Source organism: Allobosea sp. WAO (assembly GCF_001509835.1).
Lineage (GTDB): Bacteria > Pseudomonadota > Alphaproteobacteria > Rhizobiales > Beijerinckiaceae > Allobosea.
Genome location: NZ_JXTJ01000008.1, coordinates 578,297 through 600,412, shown reverse-complemented (window position 1 = coordinate 600,412; position 22,116 = coordinate 578,297). Strand labels below are relative to the sequence as shown.

Genomic DNA, 22,116 nt, shown 5'->3' with positions numbered 1-22,116 from the left:
TGCGAAAAGTCAAAGATGGAACGGATTGCGGCCCGGCCTGATCGGGAACAGCGCATACGCGCCCAAATTCCGCGCAAGGAGCGGGAATTCATCATTTGTGGAATCGCTTGGGCCAGAAACCTGAAGCGCGATCTAAAGCTCGCGCAGCGCCGCCGCGCCTGCCTGGGCGCTGCGACCGATCTCTGCGAAGAGCAGAGCCATCTCCTCGAAGACGCTGCGGTCGCTCTCCGCCTCGGTCAGCGAGTCGAGATCGGACAGGAAGCCGAGCAGCGCGGCGATCCGCTCCTTGTGATCGCGCGCCTTGGCAAACTGCCGGCGGGATTCGCGCCGGCGTTCGAGCTGGTCGAAGCGCTCGAGCGCGCCGTCGAGCCGCTCGCGGCAGGCGCAGTCGAGGTCCTCCGGCCGCAGCACCCGGCGCAGGCGGCCGATCAGCTCGCTCGCCGGCGTCGTTCGGCTGGCCGGCTCGAAGCCGGGACGCGCTACTCCGCCTTGGCCGCCGTTCATGCCCGCCTCCTTTTTCCGCGCCCGCCAGCGATTCAGACGCCCGTCCCGACCCGAAGATGCCCGGGAACCGCATGCAGGAAGCCGTTGGCGAACGGCACCTCGGAATAGAGCTCGCCGAGCCGCTGCTCGCCCTCCCCGGCATCGAGGCGCCCATCGGCGACATCGCGAAACAACCTGGCGACCGCGACCATGTCGCAGCCCTGCGGCGAAAGCCGCAGCGAGGCGACGCCGGCCTCGCGCAATGCCGGGATGTCGCGCAGCAGGCTGGCGCAGCCATGCGAGAGCGTCTGCACGCCGTTCACCGAGAGGAAGCCGGCGCCGTCCAGCGTCTTGACCGGCATCCCGTCGGGATCGACCTCGCACACGAAGCGGCAATTATCCTTGGTCAGCTTATGGGCGCGGGCATGGTAGCAGCGTGCCGAGATCGCCAGCGGCACCTTGCCGAAGGCGAAGACCTCGATCGCCAGCTGTGGCAGGGCGGCGGCGATCGTCGCGATGGCCGGCAGCGGCAGCTCCGGCGGCAGGCAGATACGGCTCGCGCCGCACTCCGCCAGGAAGCTCGCGGCGCCTTCATTATAGACATTGACGAAGGGGCCGACGGCGAAGGGCTGGCCGTTCAGCGAGGCGAGGCAGGTCAGGTCGTTGATCTCGACCATAGCGTCCTCGGCCTGCATCAGCTCACGGCTCTGGCGGCGCTCGCGCGGCAGCGAGACCAGGATCAGCGAGGCCGGCAGAACCTGCTTGCCGGCCGCCTCGAGCCGCTCGATTACATCGGGGAGAAGATCCTGCTTGAACGGCGCGCGCTTGGAGCAGACGACCTCGCCGACGACCACCGTCTCGACCGGCGCCTCGTCGGCGATGCGATAATAGAAGTCGCGCCAGCGCTCCGGTGACCAGTGGTAGAGCACGGGGCCGAGGGTCAGTTGCATCGGCAGTTTCCTTGATATGCCAAGGGGCTATCTCTTTGTCGAAGCATCCGATTTTCCCGAAAAGTGCGTTCCACTTTTCGGTCGGATGCTCTAGCGCCAGGCCTTGCGATAGGCGCCGACCGTGTTGGCCTGACCTTCCGACATGGCGGCGAGCCCCGTCACCGGCGCGCTGCGGCCCTGATCGAGGGCCGCGAGAATGTCGCGGAAGGAGCGGACGACCCCGGCGATATAGGCCCGCCCGCGCTGGCGGCCCTCGATCTTGAACGCCGTCACGCCGGCATCGCGCAGTGCCGGCAGCAGCACGCCGGCGTCGAGGCTGACCGGTTCCTCGAAGATGTAGCCGGTGCTCTTCGGCGTGACGAAGCGGCCCTTGCACAGGGTCGGGTAGCCGGCAGGCTCGTCCTTCTCGAAGGCGTTGATGGTGAAGCCGCCGAGCTTGGAGACGATGCGTCCACCCTGCTGCGCATAGGCGACATCGCCAGCCGGCGAGCAGACACCCTGCATGTTCGGGGATTTTCCGGTGGCGTAGGAGGAGAGCGAGCAGCGCCCCTCCTCCATTACGCAAAGGCCGCCGAAGACGAAGACCTCGGTTTCGCAAGCGGTCTCACGTACGATCGAGGCGATCTCCATCACGCCGAGCACGCGCGGCAGGACCACGCGTTGCGCCCCGAAGCGCTCGACGTAGAAGCGGATCGCGTCGGGATTGGCCGCGGCCGCCTGCACCGAGACATGCAGGCGCTGGCCGGGATGGCGGCGCGCGGCATAGGCGAGCGTCGCGAGATCGGCGAGGATCAGGGCATCCGCGCCGGCGGCAACGGCATCGTCGATCGCGGACTGCCAGAGCTGGAAGGCCCCGGCGCGCGCGAAAGTGTTGATCGCGACCAGCACCTTGACGCCATGGCGATGCGCGAAGGCGATGCCCCTTCGCAATTCGTCCCGCGAAAAATTCAGGCCGGGGAAGTTGCGGGCGTTGGTCTCGTCGCGGAAGCCGCAATAGACCGCATCGGCGCCGGCCTCCACGGCAGCCTCGAGGCTCGCCGGCGTGCCGGCGGGGCAGATCAGTTCCAAGACGAGCCTCCGGGTGCGGCCTGCGCAGGCCGGGCCTGTCCGGTCTGCCGGCGCAGGAACGCGGCGGCGCGGGTCCCGAGCGGACCGAGGCAGCCGAGCAGGAGCGTGCCGAAATCGAGCCGGGCGTCGTCGAGCGCGTTGCGCAGAGCGAGCGTCGCCTCCATGTCGCCCTCGATCGACAGGGTCCGCGAGAAGAACAGCGCATCGCCGTCGAGCCGGCCCTCGGCCATGCCGATCAGCCCGGATAGCGGGCCGCGAATCCGCACGTCGAGTCCCGCCGGCAGCCGGCGGACGGCACGCGCCTGCGGGCGTTCCGGCCGCGGCTCCAGCACGAAGGCGAAGGGCAGATCCGTCGGCTCGATGCCGAAGCGCTTCTCGGCGTGCTCGCCGAGGCGGCCGTAGAGATCGGGGTGGAGGCGACCGATGCGCGACAGCGTCAAGGCCAGCAGCGGCTGCAGCGGCCCAAGCGGCAGCGGTGCCATGGCGTGGGTGAGCCAGGGCGGCAGGACCAGAGGTCCAGGTGGTGCTGCATTCGGCGTCGCGCTGTTCGGCATCGATCTCCTCCTGCCCGCAAAATCGCCGCAAAGACCCGTCAGGTCGTTGCGCCACCGCAAAGACGAGGAGGAATGCGCGGGAGCATGGTGCGGCAACCGGAGCCCCTGCCCTTGCCCATCCGTGAACTGCCGCGCTTTCGCGACCTCAGCGCCTTCCTCGCCCATCTCGACGATGCCGGTCAGCTGCGGCGGATCGCCGAGCCGGTCAGCGTCGTGCACGAGATCACCGAGATCCATCGCCGCGTCATCGCGCAGGAAGGACCGGCGCTGCTGTTCGAGCGCCCGGTACGGCCGGACGGCACGGTTTCGCCGATCCCGCTGTTGACCAATCTGTTCGGCACGGTCGAGCGCGTCGCCTGGGGGCTCGGCCGCACGCCCGGGCAGTTGCCTGCCCTCGGGCGAACCCTCGCCGAACTGCGCGAGCCGCGCCCGCCCCGGGGCCTCGCCGAAGCCTGGAAGGCGCTGCCGCTGGCGCGCGCGGCACTTTCCATGCGCCCGCGCGGCGAGAACCGGGCGCCCGTGCAGGAGCAGGTGTTTCGCGGCTACGACATCGACCTGACGGCGCTGCCCGTCCAGACCTGCTGGCCAGGGGAGCCCGCGCCGCTGATCACCTGGCCGCTGGTCATCACCGCGCCCCCCGAGCCCACGCCCGAGGACGAGTGCAATCTCGGGGTCTATCGCATGCAGGTGCTGGGCAAGGACCGCGCCATCCTGCGCTGGCTCGCCCATCGCGGCGGCGCCCGCCATCATGCGCAATGGCGAAAGCTCGGTCGCGACATGCCGGTCGCGGTGGTGATCGGCGCCGACCCGGCGACGATCCTCTCGGCCGTGCTGCCGCTGCCGGAGACGGTCTCCGAAATGCGCTTCTCCGGCCTGCTGCGCGGCGAGCGGCCGGCGCTGACGAATTGCGTCAGCGTGCCGCTCGCGGTGCCGGCTGCAGCCGAGATCGTCATCGAGGGGCTGGTCTCGCCCGACGAAACCGCCCCGGAAGGCCCGTTCGGCGACCATACCGGCTACTACAATGCGGTCGAGCCCTTCCCGGTGATGCGAGTCACGGCGGTGACGATGCGCCGGGCGCCGCTCTATCTCTCGACCTTCACCGGACGCGCGCCCGACGAGCCCTCGCGCATCGGCGAGGCGCTGAACACACTGTTTCTGCCTTTGCTGCAGCGCCAGTTCCCGGAGGTGGTCGATTTCTGGCTGCCGCCGGAGGCCTGCTCCTACCGGATCGCGGTCGTCGCCATGGCCAAGCGCTATCCCGGCCAGGCGCGCCGGCTGATGCTCGGCCTGTGGTCGATGCTGCCGCAGTTCAGCTACACCAAACTGATCATCATGGTCGACGCCGACATCAACCCGCGCGACTGGGCTGAGGTGATGTGGGCGGTCGCGACCCGCTCGGACGCCAGCCGCGACCTCGTGACGATCGCCGACACGCCGATCGACTATCTCGACTTCGCCTCTCCCAAGCCCGGCCTCGGCGGCAAGCTCGGCATCGACGCCACCAACAAGCTACCGCCCGAGACCGAGCGCGAATGGGGCGCCCCGATGGCGATGGATCCTGAGGTCAGCGCCCGCATCGACGCGCTCTGGCCCTCGTTCGGCCTCGCAACTCCTCCCGGAGCCGCACCATGAATCAGCTTCCACCCGCCGCCGCCTTGCCGACGGCCCCCACCGTATCGAGCCGCCCGCTGCGCGTCATCGTCGGGCTGAGCGGCGCATCCGGCGCGGCGATCGGGCTGCGCGTGCTCGAGCGGCTCGCGGCCTCCGGCCGGGTCGAGACCCATCTCGTGGTCTCGCGCGCGGCCGAGCGGACGCTCGCCGCCGAGGTCGGTCCCGACGCCCTGGCACGGGCGCTCGCGCGCGCGAACGTCCATCACGACCATTGCGATATCGGCGCCTCGATCGCGAGCGGCTCCTTCCCGGTGGCGGGGATGATCGTCGCGCCCTGCTCGATGCATACGCTCTGCGCCATCGCCTATGGCCAGCTCGGCAATTTGCTGGTGCGCGCCGCCGATGTGCAGCTCAAGGAGCGCCGCCGCCTGGTCCTGATCGCAAGGGAGAGCCCGCTGCATCTCGGCCATCTGCGCGCCATGGCGCAGGTCACCGAATATGGCGCCATCGTCGCGCCGCCGGTCCCGGCCTTCTATCTGCGGCCGCCTGACATCGCCGCGATCATCGACCAGATCGCCCTGCGCGCCATCGGCCTGCTCGGCCTCGGGCTCGACCAGATCGCGCCCCTCGCCTGGCAGGGAGAAATGCCCGCCACAGCTGGCGAATAGCTTTTCCGCTCCGTGCGGAACGCCCCGTCATCCCGGCTGCCGCGAAGCGGCGGCGCTCCGGGATGACGAAGTGGTTCCGAGCAAGCGCAGCATGCTCCCGGCAGCTCAGACCGCGCGGCTGAACTGGCGCTGCGATTGGTCGAGATGCGCGTCGAAGGCCGAGGCGACCTTGCGCACGAACAGGCGCGCGTCCTCGGGCAACAGCACATGGCTGCCATCGAAGCGGATCAGGCCATCGCGCGACAGGTCCTCGAGCTTGGCGAGCGACGGAGCCAGGACACCACGGTCGACCGGGTGCCGATCGCAAACCGCGTCGATATCGACTGCGAGGTCGCACATCACCCGCTCGATCAACGCCGCCCGCAGTCGGTCCTCGGCGGTCAGCCGATAGCCCTTGCCGGTCGGCAGCGTGCCGTCGGCGACGCGCTCGGCATAGCGCCCGATCACCACCTCGTTCTGGACGAAGCCCTGCGGCAGGCGCCCGATCGCCGAGGCGCCGAAGCCGATCAGCGCCTCGCAGCGATCGGTGGTGTAGCCCTGGAAATTGCGATGCAGCCGGCCCTGCGCCAGAGCCTGCGCCATCGCATCGGTCGGGCGGGCGAAGTGGTCGAGGCCGATGCGGACATAGCCGGCGGCGACGAGCTGCTGCGCCATCGCCTCGGCCTGCTCATGCCGCGCCTGGCCATCCGGCAGGTCTTCGACCGCGATACGGCGCTGATGCTTCTTGAACTCCGGGACATGGGCATAGCCAAAGATCGAGAACCGGTCCGGCCGCATGGCGAGGCATTGCTCGACGGTGTCGCGGCAGGACTGCAGCGTCTGCTTCGGCAGCCCGTAGATCAGATCGAAGCTGACCTCCTCGATGCCGGCGCGACGCAGACCCGTAACGACACTCGCCGTCTGCTCGACGCCCTGGATGCGGTTGATCGCCTTCTGCACGGCCGGATCGAAGCTCTGCACGCCGAGGCTGGCACGGTTGACGCCCGCCGCGGCGAGCGCCGCCGTCATGCCAGCCCCGAGCCGGCGCGGATCGATCTCGACGGCGATCTCGGCCTGAGGGTGCACGGCATAATGCTCGCGCAGCAGCGCGACGAGCCCGACGAACTCCTCAGGCTCGATGATCGTCGGCGTGCCGCCGCCGAAATGGATGTGACGGATGTCGAGCGGCGCCGAACGCTGCGCTGCGACCAGCGCAATCTCGCTGCGCAGCACGGCGAGATAGTCGACGATCGGGCCGTCGCGCAGCGCGACCGTGGTGTGGCAGCCGCAATACCAGCACATCGAGCGACAGAACGGCACGTGCAGATAGAGCGAGGTCGTCGTTCCCGCCGGCAGCGCCTTCAGCCAGCTGGCATAGGTTTCGGCGTCGACCCCGGCGTTGAAATGCGGGGCGGTCGGGTAGCTCGTGTAGCGCGGAAGCCGCTCGTCCGCGTAGTGCGCGCCCTGCATCGAAAGCTCCGAAAAACTGACTGTTCCCGATCACGTCCTACCCTGCATGGCGCCGCCCTTCTTTGATCGAGTGCAAATGCAAAGAAGCGCGTGGCACCTGCGCCGACGGCCCGGAAACCGATGGCGCGATCATTCCTGGATTTGAGCCAGAACAATGTTCCGCACCGTCAGCTGGTGGATGCTGGGTTCCAAGAGGAGGAAACCATGCATCTTTCCGAACTCGCCCAGCGCTGGCGCCAGCGCCATTTCGCCCGTCGTGAGCTCGATGCGCTCAGCTGCGACGGCCTGCGCGAGCTGGCCAGCGACGTCGCGGTCGCCCAGGCCGATCTCTACAATCTCGCCTCGCGCGATGCGTCCGAGAACGAGCTCCTGCCACGGCTTCTCGCCGCCGCAGGGCTCGACGCCGAGCGCCTGACCCGTCTGCAACCGGCCGTGATGCGCGACATGGCGGTCGTCTGCGCGAGCTGCACGATGACCCAGCACTGCCGCCGCAAACTCGACCGCGACGAAGCAGAATTGACCTATCAGCAGTACTGCGCGAATGCCGCGACCATCGCCGCGCTCCGGCGGGAGCGCCTACGCCGGCCAAAGCTGCGGGTCGTCGAGACGCCCTGCTAGAACCGACACCGAAGCGGCGGCCTGGTGAACAGCCGTCAACAATTGCCGCTGCAATCGCTTGAATTAGATCGATCCCTGTTGAATCGTCCGCCGGGCCAGAGCACGAGACCTGCCATGGAGGCGGTCGCCGGCCGGGGATTGCGGGGCTGATGGACGCGACATCGGGAGAACGGCTGGTCATCGTCGAGGACGACCCCGTCACCCGTGCGGTCATCGCAGGCTATTTCAGCGATCAGGGTTTTCAGATCCAGGAAGCAGAGACGATCGCCCAGGCCAAGCGGGCGGTCCGCAATTTCAAGCCGGAGCTGATCTTCATCGATGTCGTGCTGCCGGACGGAGACGGCTTCGAACTCGCCAGAGAACTCCAGACGTTTTCGGATGCCGGCATCATCTTCGTGACGCAGCGCGATGCCGATGTCGACCGGATCGTCGGGCTCGAACTCGCGGGCGATCACTATGTCAGCAAGCCCGTCGACCTGCGCGACCTTCTCGCCCGGACCCGCTCGGTGCTGCGGCGACGCAGGATCGAGCGCGACACGGCCCGCCGCAGCACGACCGCAACCTTCGGCCCGTTCATCATGGATCTGCTGCGTCGCGAGCTCGCGACGCTGACCGGAGAGCCTATCCGCCTGACGCGCGGCGAGTTCGACCTGCTCGCCGCTCTTGTCGAAAGCACGGAGCATGCCCTGACCCGCGACTATCTGATCGAGGTGGTCAGCAACCGCTACACCGATGTCGACGCGCGCAGCGTCGATGCGCTGGTCGCCCGGCTCCGGCGCAAGCTCAGCGATGCCGGACATCCCGGCATCATCATGACGGTCAGCGGCATCGGCTACAGGCTCGGGCTGCCGGTCGAGCGCGATATCTGAGCCTCCGCCAGGACAGGCGCATCGTCATCGAGAGCAGCAAGGGCTTCGAAGGCGTCGCTGGTGGCTTGGCCGAGCAGCTCGACCGCAAGTGCAAGTGCCTCGAACTCGGCGACCAGCGCCTCACGCTCCAACCTACCCGCCAGGACGAAGACGCGCCCGAAGCCGACGGCGCCGGCTGAGCTCGCGAGCTGATGAGCCAGTCGTCGCAGCTCCCCCCTGTCCGAATCCTGCAGGGCCGCGCGCAGACCGGTGATGATCTTCTCCGACACGGTCGCGAAGAGTTGGACCAGCTGCCGCGTGCGTTCCTCGCCGATCAGGCTGCTCTGGGTGCGGAAAAATGCGATGTCGACGGGCAGCTCGGCCGAAAGCGCCACGGGCGGCCCCTCGCCGCTGCGGCCGCCTCCCCGCCCGATGGCCTGCAGCAAGGCCGCCGAGGTAATCGGCTTCGACAGGATCGTCGTCAGCGCTGCGGCGCGCATCCGCCGCATGGTCTCCGGGGAAACATCGGCCGTCAGCGCGATGATCCGAGGCTGCGAAGCTGCCGGCAATGCCCGGATCGACAGTGCTGTCTCGATGCCGTCCATGCCGGCCATGTGCATGTCGAGTAGGACGAGGTCGAAGGCGCTCTTGCGCAACCTTGCAAGCGCCGCCTCGCCGGAAGCCACGGCCTGCACCTTGTGACCGGCCTTGCCGACCATGACCCGGGCAACCTCGCGCGTCACCGGGTCGTCATCGACCACGAGGACCCGCTGAAGCGGCGCTGGCGCGCGGTCGGGTGACCGCGTCTCCCCCTTGGCCGCGGCCAAGGGCAGCCTGACGGAAAAGGTGCTGCCCTCCCCCTTGGTGCTGGCGACTGAGATCGCGCCGCCCATCAGCTCCGCCAGTTTGCTGCAGATCGCCAGCCCCAACCCGACACCGCCATTGCGCCGGCCCGTGTCGGGATCGACCTGCACGAAGTCGCGGAAGATCCGGTCCTGCATCGCCCGGTCGATGCCGATGCCGGTGTCGCGTACCATGAGCGTCAACCAGATACCGTCTCCGGCCGAGGCAGGCTCAAGCCCGGCGCCGAACTCGATTTCGCCGTGCTCGGTGAAGCTGATCGCGTTGCGCAAGAGATTGATCAGAATGCGCTGGATCTTGCCGGGGTCGCCGTGAAGACGCGGAGGATCGGGCAGTGGGCCCCGCAGCTTCAGCGCGAGCCCCTTCTGCTCCGCCGGGGAACGCATCAGGGCATCGACGGCCTCGAGCAGCACGCCTAGGTCGAAATCTCGCAAGTCGAGGCCTTCAGTGCCGGCCTCCAGCCGCGACAGGTCGAGCGTCGCATTGGCGAGATCGACCAGTGCCTCGCCCAAGGTCGCGGCCATGGCGACGAGACGCCGATCGCGCTGGCTCAGGCGGCTGCGGTCGAGGAGTTCGAGAACGCCGAGCACGCCCGAGAGCGGCGTACGGATATCGTGGCCGACCACGGCCAGGAAACGGGACTTTGCGCGGGTGGCCTCCTCGGCAGCCCTCTGGCCGGCTGAAGCCAGTTCCAGAGCCGTCTTCAGAGCCGCGGTGCGGGCGACGACCTTGTCCTCCAGCATGGCGCGACCTTCTTCCAGATTCTTGGCCATCTGGTTGAACTGTTCGCCGAGCTCCTGCAGCTCGTCTCCCGTGCGGATGTCGATCCGCTCGTGCAACTGTCCCCGGCCGATCCGCGCTGCGCCCTCGCCGAGAGCCCTGATCGGCGCCACCAGTTTCCGGCTTAGCGCGATGGCGGCCAGGATAGCGCCGAGAAGCGCCACGGCCAGTAGCATCAGCGAGCGCAGGATCGAGGCGTGGATCGGGGCGAAGGCCTCGCTCTCCGGCAGGTCGACCACGACATTCCAGTCGAGTTCCGGGACTGCTGCCATCACCGAAAGGACACGGCGTCCTTCGATGTCGGTCATCGAGAGGCCGCCCCCAGGCTCACCCGCCGCCCGATGTGCGCCGATCAGGCTGGCGAGGTTGGTATTGCGGAGCACGAAGCGCAGATCGGGGTGGGCGATCAGTTGCCCGGCCTCTGTGACGATATAGGCGCGGCCGGCCTCTCCAACTTTTAGCCGGGAGACCAGCTCGCGGATGAAGACGAGGTTGACCGTCGCCCGCGCCACCCAATGCGGCGGCGCCGCGCCGCGCCTGAACAGCTCGATATAGGGCTCGGAACCGCGCCGGAACTGGATGTCGCCATGGAAGCCGCCCTGCGCGAGCGCCGCTTTGAAGCCGGGATCGGCCGACCAGTCGACACCGCTGCCGACCCGGTCGCGCTCGATGCGTGAAAGCGCGAGCTGCTCGCGCCCGGCCGGATCGATCTGGCGCAGTTCGAGAATCGCGGGCACCTGTCGCAGCAGGCGCAAGCCTTCGAGCCGGCGCTCCTCTGCCGAATTGCCGCCGGCTCCGCTTTGCGAGACCCAGTCGAGCTGATGCATGATGTCGGCCACGAAGGCGCCGATCCTTTGCGCCGCCGCCCGGGCCTGCTCCTGCTGCACGCGGACGACGAGCGCCCGCTGGTCCGAGAAGGCGAAGAAGGTCGAGACGGCGGTGCTGAGTCCGAGCGCCAGGCAGATCGCAACGCCCATGAAGAGCGCATATTTGCGACCGAGTGCGCCATGCGGCGGCTTGGCAGTCTTCAGCGGCGCGGTGTCGTGCTGCGTCACGAGACGATCCGCTGCGCACGGATCCGCAGCGAAGGCGGCAGGCCGAGTCCGAGCGCCGCAGCAGCCTTTTCGTTGATGACCAGCTCGAAGCTGCGTGAGAACTGCACCGGGAGCTCCGCGACATTCGCGCCGCGCAGGATCAGGTCGACATAGGATGCCATGAGCTCGGCCGTGCCTTCGCGGGCGCCAGTGTACGACATCAGCCCGCCCTGTTGCGTGAAGGTGTCGAACGGATAGATCGCCGGCAGGCGTGCGCGGGCGGCGGCCTCCGCACATCGGCCAGCATGGCGAAAGGTGAAGCTGTCAGGCAAGAAAACCAGCCCTCCCCCCGCACCATGTGCGGCGAAGCCGGCAATCGCGCGCTCGATCGCAGCCGGCTCGGCCACCGGCAGCATCCCAAGTTCGAGCTCCTGCTCCACGATGCTGGCGTTCAGGGTGGCGAGATAGGTCTCGCCGGCGGCCGGCGTGGTACGCGGGTTGAAGACGACGCCGATCCGGTGGGTTTCAGGGGCAATCTCGACCAGCAGCTCGACCCATTTGGCCGACATTGCGGGGGCGTTGTTGCTGAAGCCGGTGGCGTTGCCCTCTGGGCGCTCGAGCGAACGCACGAAGCCGCTACCAATAGGGTCGGAAGCCGTGCTGAACAGAACGGGGGTACGCCGGGTTTCGGCAAGAACCGCCTCAGCCTCGGTGCTGGAGCCGACGATGATCACGTCGGGCCTGTCACGGAGCGTCTCCCCGACGGCGCGCGCCAGATCGTCCTCGCTGGCGCCGGAAAACCGCCAGATCGCGCGTAGATTGCCTCCCTCGACCCAGCCACGCTCGGCCAGCAAGCCGCGAAGCTCGCCCATCCTTGAACGCACCAACGGATGGTCGAGCGGCAATGCGGTGATCACCGAGACCAGTCTGGCAGGCGCCGCCGCCCAAGTCGGACGACCGCGGAGCGCGAGCCCGCATGTTGCCAGGGCAACCAAAAGGGAGCGACGACGCATGCGGCGAGCCAGAATGAGAGAGGAGCACCCCAGCTGCTCCCTGAAAGCGAGCTTCGCATGCCCCGGCCGGGCGCGTCGAGAGCCGGCATCGGCTTTGCCGATACCGGCCAGGACCGCGATACGGGCGCGAGTGTCGCGCCTGCCCTAATGCCCGCTGAACACGAGCGTCTGGATCGGCAGGACCAGCGCCTGGATGCGCAACAGCAGCGCGTGGACAAGACCGACCGCGTCGACGCCGTGGAGGATGATCTTGCGACTGGTCGAGAGCTTGCCGGAGGCGATCAGCTCATGGTTGCTGGAATAGGCGTTGGCGATGCAGGTGCTGCCCGGGGTGACGCCGTCGAGCCCGCCGGGATAGAGCGGTTCGAGGAAGGCCAGAAGCGTACCCGGCTTCGAAACCTGCTGCACGTCGAGCAGGACCTCGCCACTGCGGAACTGGCCGGCGGCGATGAAGTCCTGCACGTTGGTGACGACCATCGGGATGATCACCCAGGGCTTGGAGAGGCAGGTCGCCTCCGCAACCATGCCGACCTTGATGACCTGCGCTTCGAGCTGCGAGAAGCCGGCCTGCAAGGTCGTCCTGCCCGCCTCCTGCGGGATCAGCACGCCGGCCGGCCGCAGCAGCGGATTGACGACATCGCCGACGCGCAGCGTGAACTGCTCGACGCGGCCGGTGACCCCGGCGCGCACGACCGTGCGATCGAGATCGGCCTGCGCCTGCACCAGCGCCGCCTCGGCGCTCGCCTTCTCGGCCGGCAGCAGGGTCGAGATCCGCGTCTCCGCGCTGCCTTTCGAGGCGACGGCAGCGGACACCGCAGCCTCGCGTCCGGCGACCAGGTTCTCGAGCCGCTCGATCTCGCGCCGCGCGACGATGTCGTCATTGCGCCGCCGCAGTTCCTGCTTGGTCTCGAGCTCGTCGAGCGCCTGCTGATGAGCGCTCCTCGCCTCGAGAATCTTGCTTTCGTCGGTGAGCAGGTCGGCCCTGGCGACGACGATCGCGGCCTCGACTTCGGCGATCTTGTTCCTCGCGGTCGCGACCGCCGCTTCCTGCCGGCTGCTATCGAGCCGGAAGATCGGATCGCCCTTGGTGACATTGCCGCTGATGGCGATGTTCACCTCCGCGACGCGACCGTTGATCTCCGGTACGATCGGAACGGTCCGGAACATCACCGAGGCGCTGGTCGTCGTCGGGTGATTGTAGAAGATCACCGTGATCAGGGCGATTGTCAGCATGAGGCAGGTCGTGATGCCCCAGCGCAGCTCGAACCAGACCGAGTAGAAGGTGATTTCCTTGCCGAGGCGCTTGCCCTGCCGGAAGCGCCGGTAGAGGTAATCGGGGACAATGGTGAGGAGCGAGCAGACCAGCAGTTCAAGCATGGCCGGGCTCCTTCCGGGCCGGCGCGTGACTCACGCTCGTGGCATGAGCGGTGTCCGGCGGCGAAGTCTCGTCGAACTCCGTCTCACCCGCCGGCCGCTTCACTCCGGCGATGCGCTCGAGCGCGTGCGCCATTCGGCCGAACAGCCCGGTGAAATCGGGAAGATCGATCAGGGCCAGCAGCAGGCCCGCGACCCAGAACAGATGCACATGGGTGAACAGCGCGAGCAGGCCGAGGACGGCGACGATCTCGAACTGCAGCTTCTGGGATTTATGCGCCATGCGTTCCGGCAGCGTGTGCAGGCGCAGGAAGATCAGGCCGACCCCCAGCACCGCCAGGAGCAGGATGAAGCCAGTGACGACCAGAAGTGTATCGGTTTCGCCGGGCGGCGTGATGAAGCCCGGCAAATGATGCGGCGCAAGTGGGTGAACGCCATCGGCCATTAAGACGCTCCAGAGCAAGCCAGTGCCGCATGCGGTTTTCGCGGGTCGCCCCGGCCGGATGCAGCTCGCCGCCCAGCACGACCATATTCTGAAGGTGTGCCCCGCGACTAGCCTATCCAGTTGCGGGCGAAGTTGACCTCCTCATAGCCATGCGGCTTCTGCCGCTTGGGCAGCTTGATCTTCTCCCGCGGCAACGCCTCGTAGGGGACAGAGCTCAATATGTGCGAGATGATGGCCAGCCTCGCCTTGCGCTTGTCATCCGAATGGACGGCGTACCACGGCGCCCAGGCCGTATCGCTGGCATGGAACATCTCGTCACGGGCGCGTGAGTACTCGTACCAGCGCGAGTACGATTTCAGATCCATCGGGGAGAGCTTCCAGATCTTCCTGGGGTCGTTGATGCGCTCTTCCATGCGGCGCGTCTGCTCTTCCTGGCCGACCTCGAGCCAGTACTTCAGCAGGATGGCGCCGGACTCGACGATGGCCTTCTCGACGCTGGGAACGATCTGAAGGAAGCCCTTGGCCTGATCCTCTGTGCAGAAGCCCATGACCCGCTCGACCCCGGCCCTGTTGTACCAGCTGCGATCGAAGATAACGATCTCGCCTGCAGCAGGCAGATGCGGCAGGTAGCGCTGGACATACATCTGCGAGCGCTCGCGCTCGGTCGGGGGCGGCAGCGCGACGACGCGGAAGACGCGCGGACTGACCCGCTCGGTGATCGCCTTGATCACGCCGCCCTTGCCGGCGCCATCGCGCCCCTCGAAAACGATGCAGACCTTGCCGCCGGCATGTTTCGCCCATTCCTGAAGCTTCACCAGTTCGCCGTGCAGCTCGCGCAGTTCGCGCTCATACTGCTTGCGCTTCATGGGCTTGGTCGAATCCGCCTTCATCGTCGTGCTCCGAGCGCTAGGACCAGCTCAGAAAGAACGCCACGTCGCCCGGTAGCCCCCCCGGCCACTCGACGATCATGGCGCGCAGCTTGTACTTCGCCGGCTGAAGATGCTCCTTCCAGAACTCGTAGGCCTGGCGCGGCCGCCCGGTCAGCGTGGTCGGCCAATCCGCCTCGGCATTGTTGATCGCCCGTCCGCGATCCGTGCAGAGTGCACTCGGGAAGCGCATGACGAGCACCTCCTTCTCGCCACGCTCGGCGGCGGCTCGGGTCTTGTTCGCCAGGCTGTGCTTGATCTCGGCGATCTTCTCCGGCGTGACGGCGATTTCTTCCTGCAAGGTCGCGACAAGCTTCTTGCGGGCCTCCTCGGCCTTGTCCATGGCGCCCAGCAGCTTCGACGCCTTGGCCATTTCGAGATCCGCCATGTAGGAGCGGAGATCGTCGGCGGACATGAAGCTCTCATCGGCGAGCGTAGCCGTCTGTGGTTTGGAACTTGCGGTCGACATGGTGCGCAACTCCTGCGTCGGGTTCCGCCGCAGATCGCCATGCGGGCGACCTGCGGAGGAGCTCCGGCCTGTTCAGAGCCTGACGACGTGAATGGCCTCGGCGAAGGTCAGATCGACCATGTCGCCGCGCCGCAGGCGCCGCAGGTCGTTCGCGATATCGGGATCGACCACCCTGTGGGTCCGTGGGCCCGCGGGACCGACATAGTTCACAATGCCGGTGGCCGGATCAAAGCTCTCGAACTTCGCGGTGAGGGTGAGCGAGCGTTCGACGAACCTGTCGGGCAGGTTCTGGAAGCGCGGCGCGCTGACCTCCTCGGTATAGACGATCTCGGGCCGGGCGCCCCGCTTCGCGCGCCGGGCGCCGAGCAGCGCGCCTTCGACGCGCCGGATCTGCAGCCTGTCGCCCGGGCGGATTGCATTCAGATCGCCGAAGATCTCGGGGACCATCACCCGCCACGCATATTGTCCCTGGCGAACGACGACGATGCGCGTCGCCGGATTGATGGTGACGACCTCGACATCAATCCGCTCGACCTCGACCGCGCCCACGCCGGCCACGATCACGGTCTCGCTCGTTACCGTGGGGGTCGTGGCGCAGCCCGCAGCACCGATGGCCAACGAGATTGCGAGGATCCAGCTTGCATGCTTCGACATCGGAACTCTCCACCCTGAGGAACACCAGTCTGCTTCCTGAGCGCCATGCGTCCGATCGAGGCGCAGTGGCGTCTCATCCCCTCCATCGAAGCATCGGATGCATCCGAAAGCCACAGCCCTTCTTTCGGTCCGATGCCCTAGCCGCCATGCCGGCCGGAATGCCGGGCCTGACGCTCGTGTATCGCTTGCCGGAGCTCGGCCTCGAGCCCGTCGATCAGATGCCTGTATTCGTCACGTCGGGCAGCGGCCCCGGGCGCTTCCGAGGCCTCCCAGCGCCGCAGCGCCAGCTCCGCCTCGGCGAGGTCTCCGCAGATATTGCGGAAGCTCTCGCTGCCGAGCACCAGCTCCTCGATCACCTTTTTGTGTTTCGGCAGACGCCTGATGGCAGCCAGAACGCCCGTATCCATAGGATCGAGCCCCCGTGAAAGGCCATAATTATGTGGCCTGCCGGCCGCGTTGGGAGTAAATAACGGGAGGTTACACAGAAATACCGTCTCGCCTTGCCTTTACTAATCGGATGTCCGGCTCGGGGGAGCCTATTCCGTGGAGCAGCAACGGCCCAGGAACTGTGACGACGACAATACTGCGCCGCCGGGGCCGCCCCCGCCGCAGGAGGAAATCCGCGCGCAGCTCGACCGTATTCTCGCCAGTGCGGAATTCAGCGTGCCAGCGCGAGTGCGCCAGTTCCTGATCTATGTGGTCAACGAGACGCTGGCCGGCCGGGCAGACCGGATCAAAGCCTATTCGGTGGCGATCGAGGTTTTCGGGCGAGACTCCAATTTCGACATCCAGAACGACCCGGTCGTGCGCATCGAAGCCGGGCGGCTGCGGCGTGCGCTGGAGCGCTACTATCTGCTGGCGGGAAGCTCCGCCCCTGTCGTGATCGAGATCCCGAAGGGCGGATATGTTCCTTGCTTCCACTGGCGGCAAGAGCATGGGGCTGACGCCCAGCCTGCTGCGCCGCCGCGCAGCGACCAGCGTGGCAGCGCCACCGCCGCCCTGATCAGGCAGAGCCCGCCCTGGCTCGTCGGCTCGCTGCTCGCGCTGGCAATGCTCGCGGCGGGTTACCTCGCCTTGCTTGTGACCCCGCCGCAGCCTGTGACCTCCGCGAGGGCGCCATCCGTGCCCGAGGGCCCCTCCTTGACGCTCAAGCCCTTCGCCAACCTGTCGGGCCAACCGGAGGTCAACTATTACGCCGCCGGTCTCTCCGAGGAGCTGCTGGCGCAGCTCGCCCGCTTCAAGGAGCTCACGGTCCGCACGCGCGAAACGCCAGAAGGTCCGTCGGCTGACACCACCGCCCGAGAGACTCCGCGCCTTCCCGGCAGTCGCTATTTGCTGGAGGGCGGCATCCGCCTGTCCGATGGCAAGCTGCGTGTATCGGCACGCGTGCTGGAGGGCGACAGCGCGATCGTCCTGTGGGCCGGGACCTATGATGCCGATCCGCGCGACAAGCCGATCGTCGAGATCGAAACGACGATCGCCGCGAATGTCGCGACCGCTGTCGCGCAGCCCTACGGGGTCATCTTCACCAATCCGCTGCTTGTGCGGCCGGGAAAACAGGGGCTGGCGAGCCTGCCGCAGGACTGCTCCTACCGCTTCTACCATTACCGCACCGTGATCGACGCCACCGAGCATGCGCAGGCGCGCGAGTGCCTCGAACAGGTCACGGAGCGCTATCCGCAGCATGCGACCAGCTGGGCGATGCTGTCCTATCTCTATCTCGACGAAGAACGCTTCAAACTGAATCGCCGCGGCGGCCAACCGACGCCGATGGTCCGGGCTCGGGGCGCCGCCGAGCGGGCGGCTAGGCTCGCGCCGGAGAATGTCAGGGCGCTGCAGGCGCTGATGACGGTGCTCTACTTCAGCGGCGAGGCTGCCGAGGCGTTGCGCATCGGCACGCAGGCGCGGGCACTCAATCCCAACGACACAGAGTTGCTCGGCGAGTTCGGCGCCTGGGTCGCGCAATCCGGCAACTGGGCGCGCGGCGCCAGCCTGATCGAAGAGGCGATGGCCAAGAATCCCGGCCATTCAAGCTATTATACCGGGCTTCTCGCCCTTGCCGGCTATATGCAGGGCGAGGATGCGCGCGCCATCGACCTGATCAAGCGCGCCAATCTGCAGCGCTTTTCGATCTACCACTTCGTGGCCGCGCTGATCTTCGCCCGGAGCGGCATGGGCCATGAGGCTGCGCAGGCCCGCGCCGAATTCCTCAAGTTGCGCCCCGGCTTCTTCGCCGACTTCGACGGCGAGCTCGATCGGCGCAACTTCAACGCGAGGGATCGCGCGATCCTGACCCGCGGTGCAATCCAGGCCGGCTTCCCGGTGCGAACGCAGCTATCCGCCTGGGACGCGCAGCAGCACGCAGCGGCGCCGGCAGCCGGGCCGGTTGACGACCCAGCCCAACGTAGCCAACCGTAACCTACTTCCCGGAACGGCCTTTGCGGCCTGCACTGCTGCAAGAAGTTAAGCGCAGCAGCATGGCGGCGGCGCGACGCAGCAACCCGTTCAGGTTGCAATAGTTGCCGGCGATCATTCACCGACACGCGTCCTGCCATCCCGGATCGACTGAGCGCGCCGGCTTCCGGCGCCCCCTGCTCGACCGCGCCTGCCCTAGCGATGGAGGCTGGATGACCGCGCCAATCTGCCGCCTGACGCTCCTTGTCGCGTCCGTGGCCTCAGCCACGTTCAGCTTGCCTCTCTCGGAGGTGCGGGCGCAGGCCGCCGCCTTCCAGGGCGCCTGGCTCGAGGAAGGGGGCACCTGCTCCAGCGTCTTCATCTCGAAGGGCGCGGCAATAGCGTTCCGGCGGCCTGCAGCCGCCTTCGCGCCGGCCTTCATCATTGCCGGCCAGCGCCTGGCGACGCCGCTCGCCACTTGCCGGATCGTCCGCATGACTGCGCAGGGCGCGCGGCAGGTGCTGAACCTGAGCTGCAGCACCACTGTCTCATCCGATAGCGCCCGCGCGGTGTTCGCGCTGGCGGAGGGCGGGACACTCAACCGCTATCTCGGCCCGGAGGGCGGCATAGCAACTAGGTATCAACGCTGCGGCCAGGACTCGTTGAAGCCACCCTGAGGCCGCGCGCATTCCGAGGTGACCGGCGGAGCGGCTGCCCGCCTGGCAGGAAATCGGGGGAAAGCCATGTCAGATCTCGTGCATATCGTTGAAGGAGATTTATCCGCCCAGGCAGGGATCGACGACCTGTTGCGGGCCTGCGGCTACCGTACCAAGGCCTATGGCAGCACCGACGAGATCCTCAGCCAGATACCGGACGGCGACAGCGCAAGCTGCATCGTCGTCGACGTGGAGAAGCCGGACACTGATGTACCCGTCCTGTTCGACCGGCTGAACAGGGCCGGCTCGAACCTCCCGGTGATCTGCCTTTCCGGCCCGAGCGACGTGCGCACCGGCGTCAGAGCGATCAAGGCCGGAGCCGAGGACTTCTTCACGAAGCCGGTGGCCTCGGAGGAGCTGATCGTCGCGATCGACCGCGCCATCGCCCGGCATCGCCTCGCCAGCGAGCAGGAAGGCCGGGTACGCGCCGCGAGGCAGAGACTGCTCCTGCTGACGCGACGCGAGCGCGAGGTCTTCGATCTCGTCATCCGCGGGAAGATGAACAAGCAGGTCGCCTTCGTGCTCGGCACCACCGAGCGGACGGTGAAGGCGCATCGCCACAAGGTGATGGAGAAGCTGCAGATCCGTTCGGTGGTCGAGCTTGTAACCTGCGCCGAGCGGCTTGGGCTGCTGCGCTTCGCCGATCCTTAGCCCGACAGCCCCGCGCGGCCGCCGCATTCACAGTGAAACGGGGTCGAGCATGGTGTCGCCCGCCCATCACGCACCTGCCGGGCTGAAGGCGCCGCGCGCCGCGGCGGTCGCCGGCATCCTGTTCTCCGTCCTGCTCCTCTCGGCGATCATGCTGGTGCTCCAGACATTGCGCCTGCATCCGCGCGACCCCGGCGACTGGCTCGGCGCCCAGGCCTGGAAGGTCGAGCTCGCGCTTCACCTCATCCCCTTCGCCGGCATCGCCTTTCTCTGGTTCATGGGCGTTCTGCGCGACCGGCTCGGTACGCAGGAGCATCCCCTATTCGCGACGGTCTTCCTCGGCAGCGGCCTGCTCTTCGTCGGCATGCTGTTCACCGCAGCTGCCGCCATCGGCGCGATCCTGACCACTCATGCGGTGCTGCCGCGCGAACTCGCGGGGTCGGTGACCTTCACCCTGGCGCGGTCCTTCTCCTATTTCCTCGTCAGCGTCTACGCGCTGAAAGTCGCCGGCGTCTTCCTGCTGACCGCCTCGACCATCGTGCTACGCACCGAAATTGCGGCGCGCTGGACGGCGTTCTGCGGCTACGCCGCAGCCGCCTTCCTCCTGCTCGGCAGCCATGTCGTCGACGGGGCCTTCCTGGTCTTTCCGCTCTGGGTCCTGATCATCAGCGGCGACATCCTGGTCCGCGAATACAGGCGAACCGAGCCGGCCTAGACGGCCCCGGCGCGCCCCTCGCCTGCCGGCCCTTCGCTGCCAATGCCGGCCGGGGCGGGTTGCGCCGCAGTGCCGGGCTCGCGGCCGGCGAGCGCGCTGACCGCGTCCTCGACATCGTCAAAGACCATTGTGGCCTCCGGCCCCTCGAAGAAGCCTGCACGCTGCAGGATCTCCCAGGGCTCGCGGTGGAGTTCGGCGAGAACCAGCGTCAGGCCAAGTTGCGACAGATCGGCCCGCAGCTTCTGCAGCATGGCGACCGCCGTCGTATCGATCTGCGCGACGGCGCTGGCATCGACCAGGAACCAGTGCGTGCCCGGCGGGGCCGCCTGCGCGACGCTCTCGAAACGGTCGCGCAGGAAGTCCGTATTGAAGAACAGGATGCTGCCCTGCACGAGGAAGATCACCATGCCGGGCACCGGTGCGGCGCGCTCGCTGCGGTGGAGCTTGTAGAAGCCGGGCCGCCCGCCGATCCGCCCGAGCAGGGCAACGCGCGGACGCATTTCCTTGAGCAGGACATGCAGCAAAGTGCCGGCGATGGCGATGACGACACCGCTGAGCACGCCGAGGCTGATCGCACCCCACATGCTGATCAGGGCGAAGACGAACTCGGTGCGGCTGACGCGCCAGATTTCGCGAAGACCGTGGAGATCGATCAGGTTCAGGGCGGCGAAGGCGAGGATGGCGCCCAGCGCCGGATTGGGCAGGAGGCGCAGCGCGTCGTTGAGATAGAGCAACAGCGCCGTCAGCGCGAAGGCGGCAACGAGCCCCGAGATCTGCGAGCGGGCACCGGCAGAGATGTTGATCGCCGTGCGCGAGTCCGAGACCGTCACGGGAAAGCCGCTGAACAGGCCCGAAAAAATGTTCCCGTATCCGAGTCCGGTCAGCTCGCGGTCGGCGTCGACGTCGAACTTGTCACGCGCCCCGAAGCTGCGAGCCGCGACGAGGCCGGAGCTGACGCTGACCAGCCAGACCGCGCCGGCACCCAGCAGCAGCTCCTTCACCGGCAAACGCGAGACATCGGGCAAGGACAAGCTCGGCATCGTGCTCGGCAGGCTGCCGATCACCTTCATGCCGCGGCCCTCGAGATCGAACAGCGCGGAGGCGATGCCCGCCAGCACGACCACGACGAGCGGCCCAGGAATCGGGAAGCGTAGCCGCGCGAGCAGCACGAGCAGGCCGAACATCGCGGCACCGAAGCCGAGCGACGGCCAATGGATCTGACCGGCCTTGCGGATGATTTCGAGCAGCGGCTGGACCAGTCCTTCGCCCTCGATGCGGACACCGGTCAGCCGTCCGATCTGGCCGATCAGGATCGAGATCGAGATGCCGCTGATGAAGCCGATCAGGATCGGGCGCGACAGGAAGGACGCGACGACACCGAGGCTCAGCCTGCCCGCCAGGACGCAGAGCACGCCGACCATCAGGGCCAGCGCCGCTGCAGCGGCGACACGATCGGCCGGATTGTCGAGAGGCAGGGTCGCCAACGCCGCGGCCAGCACGGTCATGGTCGCGGCATCCGGGCCGACCATCAGCTTGCGCGAGGGGCCGAACAGCGCGTAGCCGACCAGCGGCAGGATGCTGGCATAGAGGCCGACCTCGGCCGGCAGGCCGGCGATGGCGGGATAAGCGATGGCGCTGGGAATGGCGACGGCGGCGACGGCGAGGCCGGCTGTCACATCGAAGCGCAAGCTTTCCAGCCGGTAGCCCACAAGGCTGGCAGGAAGCAGATCTCTGACTCTCATCGCCGCAGCCCCGGCAATTTCCGGGTCTTGCCTCCCGAACGGGCATCACGAGCCGGAGGGAGATGAATGCGGGCTCGAAGCATCCGAAAGGCCACC

22 protein-coding genes are annotated in these 22,116 nt (G+C 67.5%); 8 read left to right on the top strand and 14 right to left on the bottom strand.

Features of this window, described 5'->3' with window-relative positions:
• Positions 1-132 precede the first annotated feature (132 nt).
• The 4 genes from DK26_RS17640 to DK26_RS17625 form a co-directional block, all read right to left on the bottom strand.
• The gene (locus DK26_RS17640; RefSeq protein WP_248310011.1) at positions 133-504 is read right to left on the bottom strand and encodes a hypothetical protein; all 372 of its coding nucleotides are present in this window, start codon (positions 502-504) and stop codon (positions 133-135) included.
• A gap of 32 nt (positions 505-536) precedes the next feature.
• Positions 537-1,433, bottom strand: coding sequence for a U32 family peptidase (locus tag DK26_RS17635; RefSeq protein ID WP_066475215.1), 897 nt, complete (start codon positions 1,431-1,433; stop codon positions 537-539).
• Between the two features lie 90 nt (positions 1,434-1,523).
• Entirely contained in the window at positions 1,524-2,501 is a 978-nt protein-coding gene (locus DK26_RS17630) for a peptidase U32 family protein (RefSeq protein WP_066475209.1), read from the bottom strand.
• On the bottom strand, positions 2,492-3,055 hold the full coding sequence (locus DK26_RS17625) for an SCP2 sterol-binding domain-containing protein (RefSeq protein WP_066475207.1): 564 nt from the start codon (positions 3,053-3,055) through the stop codon (positions 2,492-2,494). The genes DK26_RS17630 and DK26_RS17625 overlap by 10 nt, the downstream gene beginning before the upstream one ends.
• Positions 3,056-3,166: 111 nt before the next feature.
• Here DK26_RS17625 and DK26_RS17620 point away from each other — a divergent pair, with 111 nt between their 5' ends.
• Positions 3,167-4,687, top strand: coding sequence for a UbiD family decarboxylase (locus tag DK26_RS17620; RefSeq protein WP_248310010.1), 1,521 nt, complete (start codon positions 3,167-3,169; stop codon positions 4,685-4,687).
• Positions 4,684-5,334 carry a UbiX family flavin prenyltransferase gene (locus DK26_RS17615; protein ID WP_066475199.1) on the top strand — a complete coding sequence of 217 codons (651 nt, stop codon included), beginning with the start codon at positions 4,684-4,686 and terminating at the stop codon, positions 5,332-5,334. Before DK26_RS17620 ends, DK26_RS17615 begins: the two co-directional genes overlap by 4 nt.
• Positions 5,335-5,439: 105 nt before the next feature.
• Here DK26_RS17615 and hemN read toward each other — a convergent pair whose 3' ends face one another.
• Entirely contained in the window at positions 5,440-6,783 is a 1,344-nt protein-coding gene (hemN, locus tag DK26_RS17610) for an oxygen-independent coproporphyrinogen III oxidase (RefSeq protein ID WP_066475197.1), read from the bottom strand.
• Positions 6,784-6,987: 204 nt separating this feature from the next.
• Between hemN and DK26_RS17605 the strand changes: the two genes are divergently transcribed.
• Together DK26_RS17605 and DK26_RS17600 are read left to right on the top strand one after the other, a co-directional pair.
• Positions 6,988-7,401, top strand: a complete 414-nt coding sequence (locus tag DK26_RS17605) for a DUF6455 family protein (RefSeq protein WP_066475195.1) — start codon at positions 6,988-6,990, stop codon at positions 7,399-7,401.
• A gap of 149 nt (positions 7,402-7,550) precedes the next feature.
• Entirely contained in the window at positions 7,551-8,270 is a 720-nt protein-coding gene (locus DK26_RS17600; RefSeq protein WP_066475192.1) for a response regulator, read from the top strand.
• Here the strand turns inward: DK26_RS17600 and DK26_RS17595 are convergent.
• From DK26_RS17595 to DK26_RS17560, 8 genes are all read right to left on the bottom strand, one after another.
• The gene (locus DK26_RS17595) at positions 8,234-10,945 is read right to left on the bottom strand and encodes an ATP-binding protein (RefSeq protein WP_066475191.1); all 2,712 of its coding nucleotides are present in this window, start codon (positions 10,943-10,945) and stop codon (positions 8,234-8,236) included. The two genes, DK26_RS17600 and DK26_RS17595, sit on opposite strands and share 37 nt — an antisense overlap.
• Positions 10,942-11,937, bottom strand: coding sequence for an ABC transporter substrate-binding protein (locus DK26_RS17590; protein WP_083533301.1), 996 nt, complete (start codon positions 11,935-11,937; stop codon positions 10,942-10,944). The genes DK26_RS17595 and DK26_RS17590 overlap by 4 nt, the downstream gene beginning before the upstream one ends.
• Positions 11,938-12,081: 144 nt before the next feature.
• Entirely contained in the window at positions 12,082-13,314 is a 1,233-nt protein-coding gene (locus tag DK26_RS17585; protein ID WP_066475186.1) for a biotin/lipoyl-binding protein, read from the bottom strand.
• Positions 13,307-13,756, bottom strand: coding sequence for a hypothetical protein (locus DK26_RS17580; protein ID WP_066475184.1), 450 nt, complete (start codon positions 13,754-13,756; stop codon positions 13,307-13,309). Before DK26_RS17580 ends, DK26_RS17585 begins: the two co-directional genes overlap by 8 nt.
• 107 nt (positions 13,757-13,863) lie before the next feature.
• A complete protein-coding gene (ppk2, locus tag DK26_RS17575) occupies positions 13,864-14,646 on the bottom strand; it encodes a polyphosphate kinase 2 (protein ID WP_066475182.1) in 783 nt (260 codons plus the stop codon).
• 16 nt (positions 14,647-14,662) lie between these two features.
• Positions 14,663-15,097 carry a hypothetical protein gene (locus DK26_RS17570; RefSeq protein WP_248310009.1) on the bottom strand — a complete coding sequence of 145 codons (435 nt, stop codon included), beginning with the start codon at positions 15,095-15,097 and terminating at the stop codon, positions 14,663-14,665.
• A 126-nt stretch (positions 15,098-15,223) separates the two neighbouring features.
• A complete protein-coding gene (locus DK26_RS17565; RefSeq protein ID WP_210179284.1) occupies positions 15,224-15,769 on the bottom strand; it encodes a hypothetical protein in 546 nt (181 codons plus the stop codon).
• A 173-nt stretch (positions 15,770-15,942) separates the two neighbouring features.
• Positions 15,943-16,161: a hypothetical protein gene (locus tag DK26_RS17560; RefSeq protein WP_248310008.1), complete on the bottom strand. Its 219-nt coding sequence runs from the start codon at positions 16,159-16,161 to the stop codon at positions 15,943-15,945.
• Positions 16,162-16,348: 187 nt separating this feature from the next.
• Between DK26_RS17560 and DK26_RS17555 the strand changes: the two genes are divergently transcribed.
• The 4 genes from DK26_RS17555 (at position 16,349) to DK26_RS17540 (ending at position 20,278) form a co-directional block, all read left to right on the top strand.
• The gene (locus DK26_RS17555) at positions 16,349-18,223 is read left to right on the top strand and encodes an adenylate cyclase (protein ID WP_210179283.1); all 1,875 of its coding nucleotides are present in this window, start codon (positions 16,349-16,351) and stop codon (positions 18,221-18,223) included.
• A gap of 209 nt (positions 18,224-18,432) precedes the next feature.
• A complete protein-coding gene (locus DK26_RS17550; protein ID WP_066475172.1) occupies positions 18,433-18,876 on the top strand; it encodes a hypothetical protein in 444 nt (147 codons plus the stop codon).
• Positions 18,877-18,942: 66 nt separating this feature from the next.
• Entirely contained in the window at positions 18,943-19,566 is a 624-nt protein-coding gene (locus tag DK26_RS17545; RefSeq protein ID WP_066475170.1) for a LuxR C-terminal-related transcriptional regulator, read from the top strand.
• 49 nt (positions 19,567-19,615) lie between these two features.
• Complete coding sequence (locus DK26_RS17540; RefSeq protein ID WP_066475166.1) at positions 19,616-20,278, top strand: hypothetical protein; 663 nt, start codon at positions 19,616-19,618, stop codon at positions 20,276-20,278.
• Here the strand turns inward: DK26_RS17540 and DK26_RS17535 are convergent.
• Positions 20,275-22,020 carry a SulP family inorganic anion transporter gene (locus DK26_RS17535; RefSeq protein ID WP_083533300.1) on the bottom strand — a complete coding sequence of 582 codons (1,746 nt, stop codon included), beginning with the start codon at positions 22,018-22,020 and terminating at the stop codon, positions 20,275-20,277. The two genes, DK26_RS17540 and DK26_RS17535, sit on opposite strands and share 4 nt — an antisense overlap.
• Between the last annotated feature and the right edge of the window lie 96 nt (positions 22,021-22,116).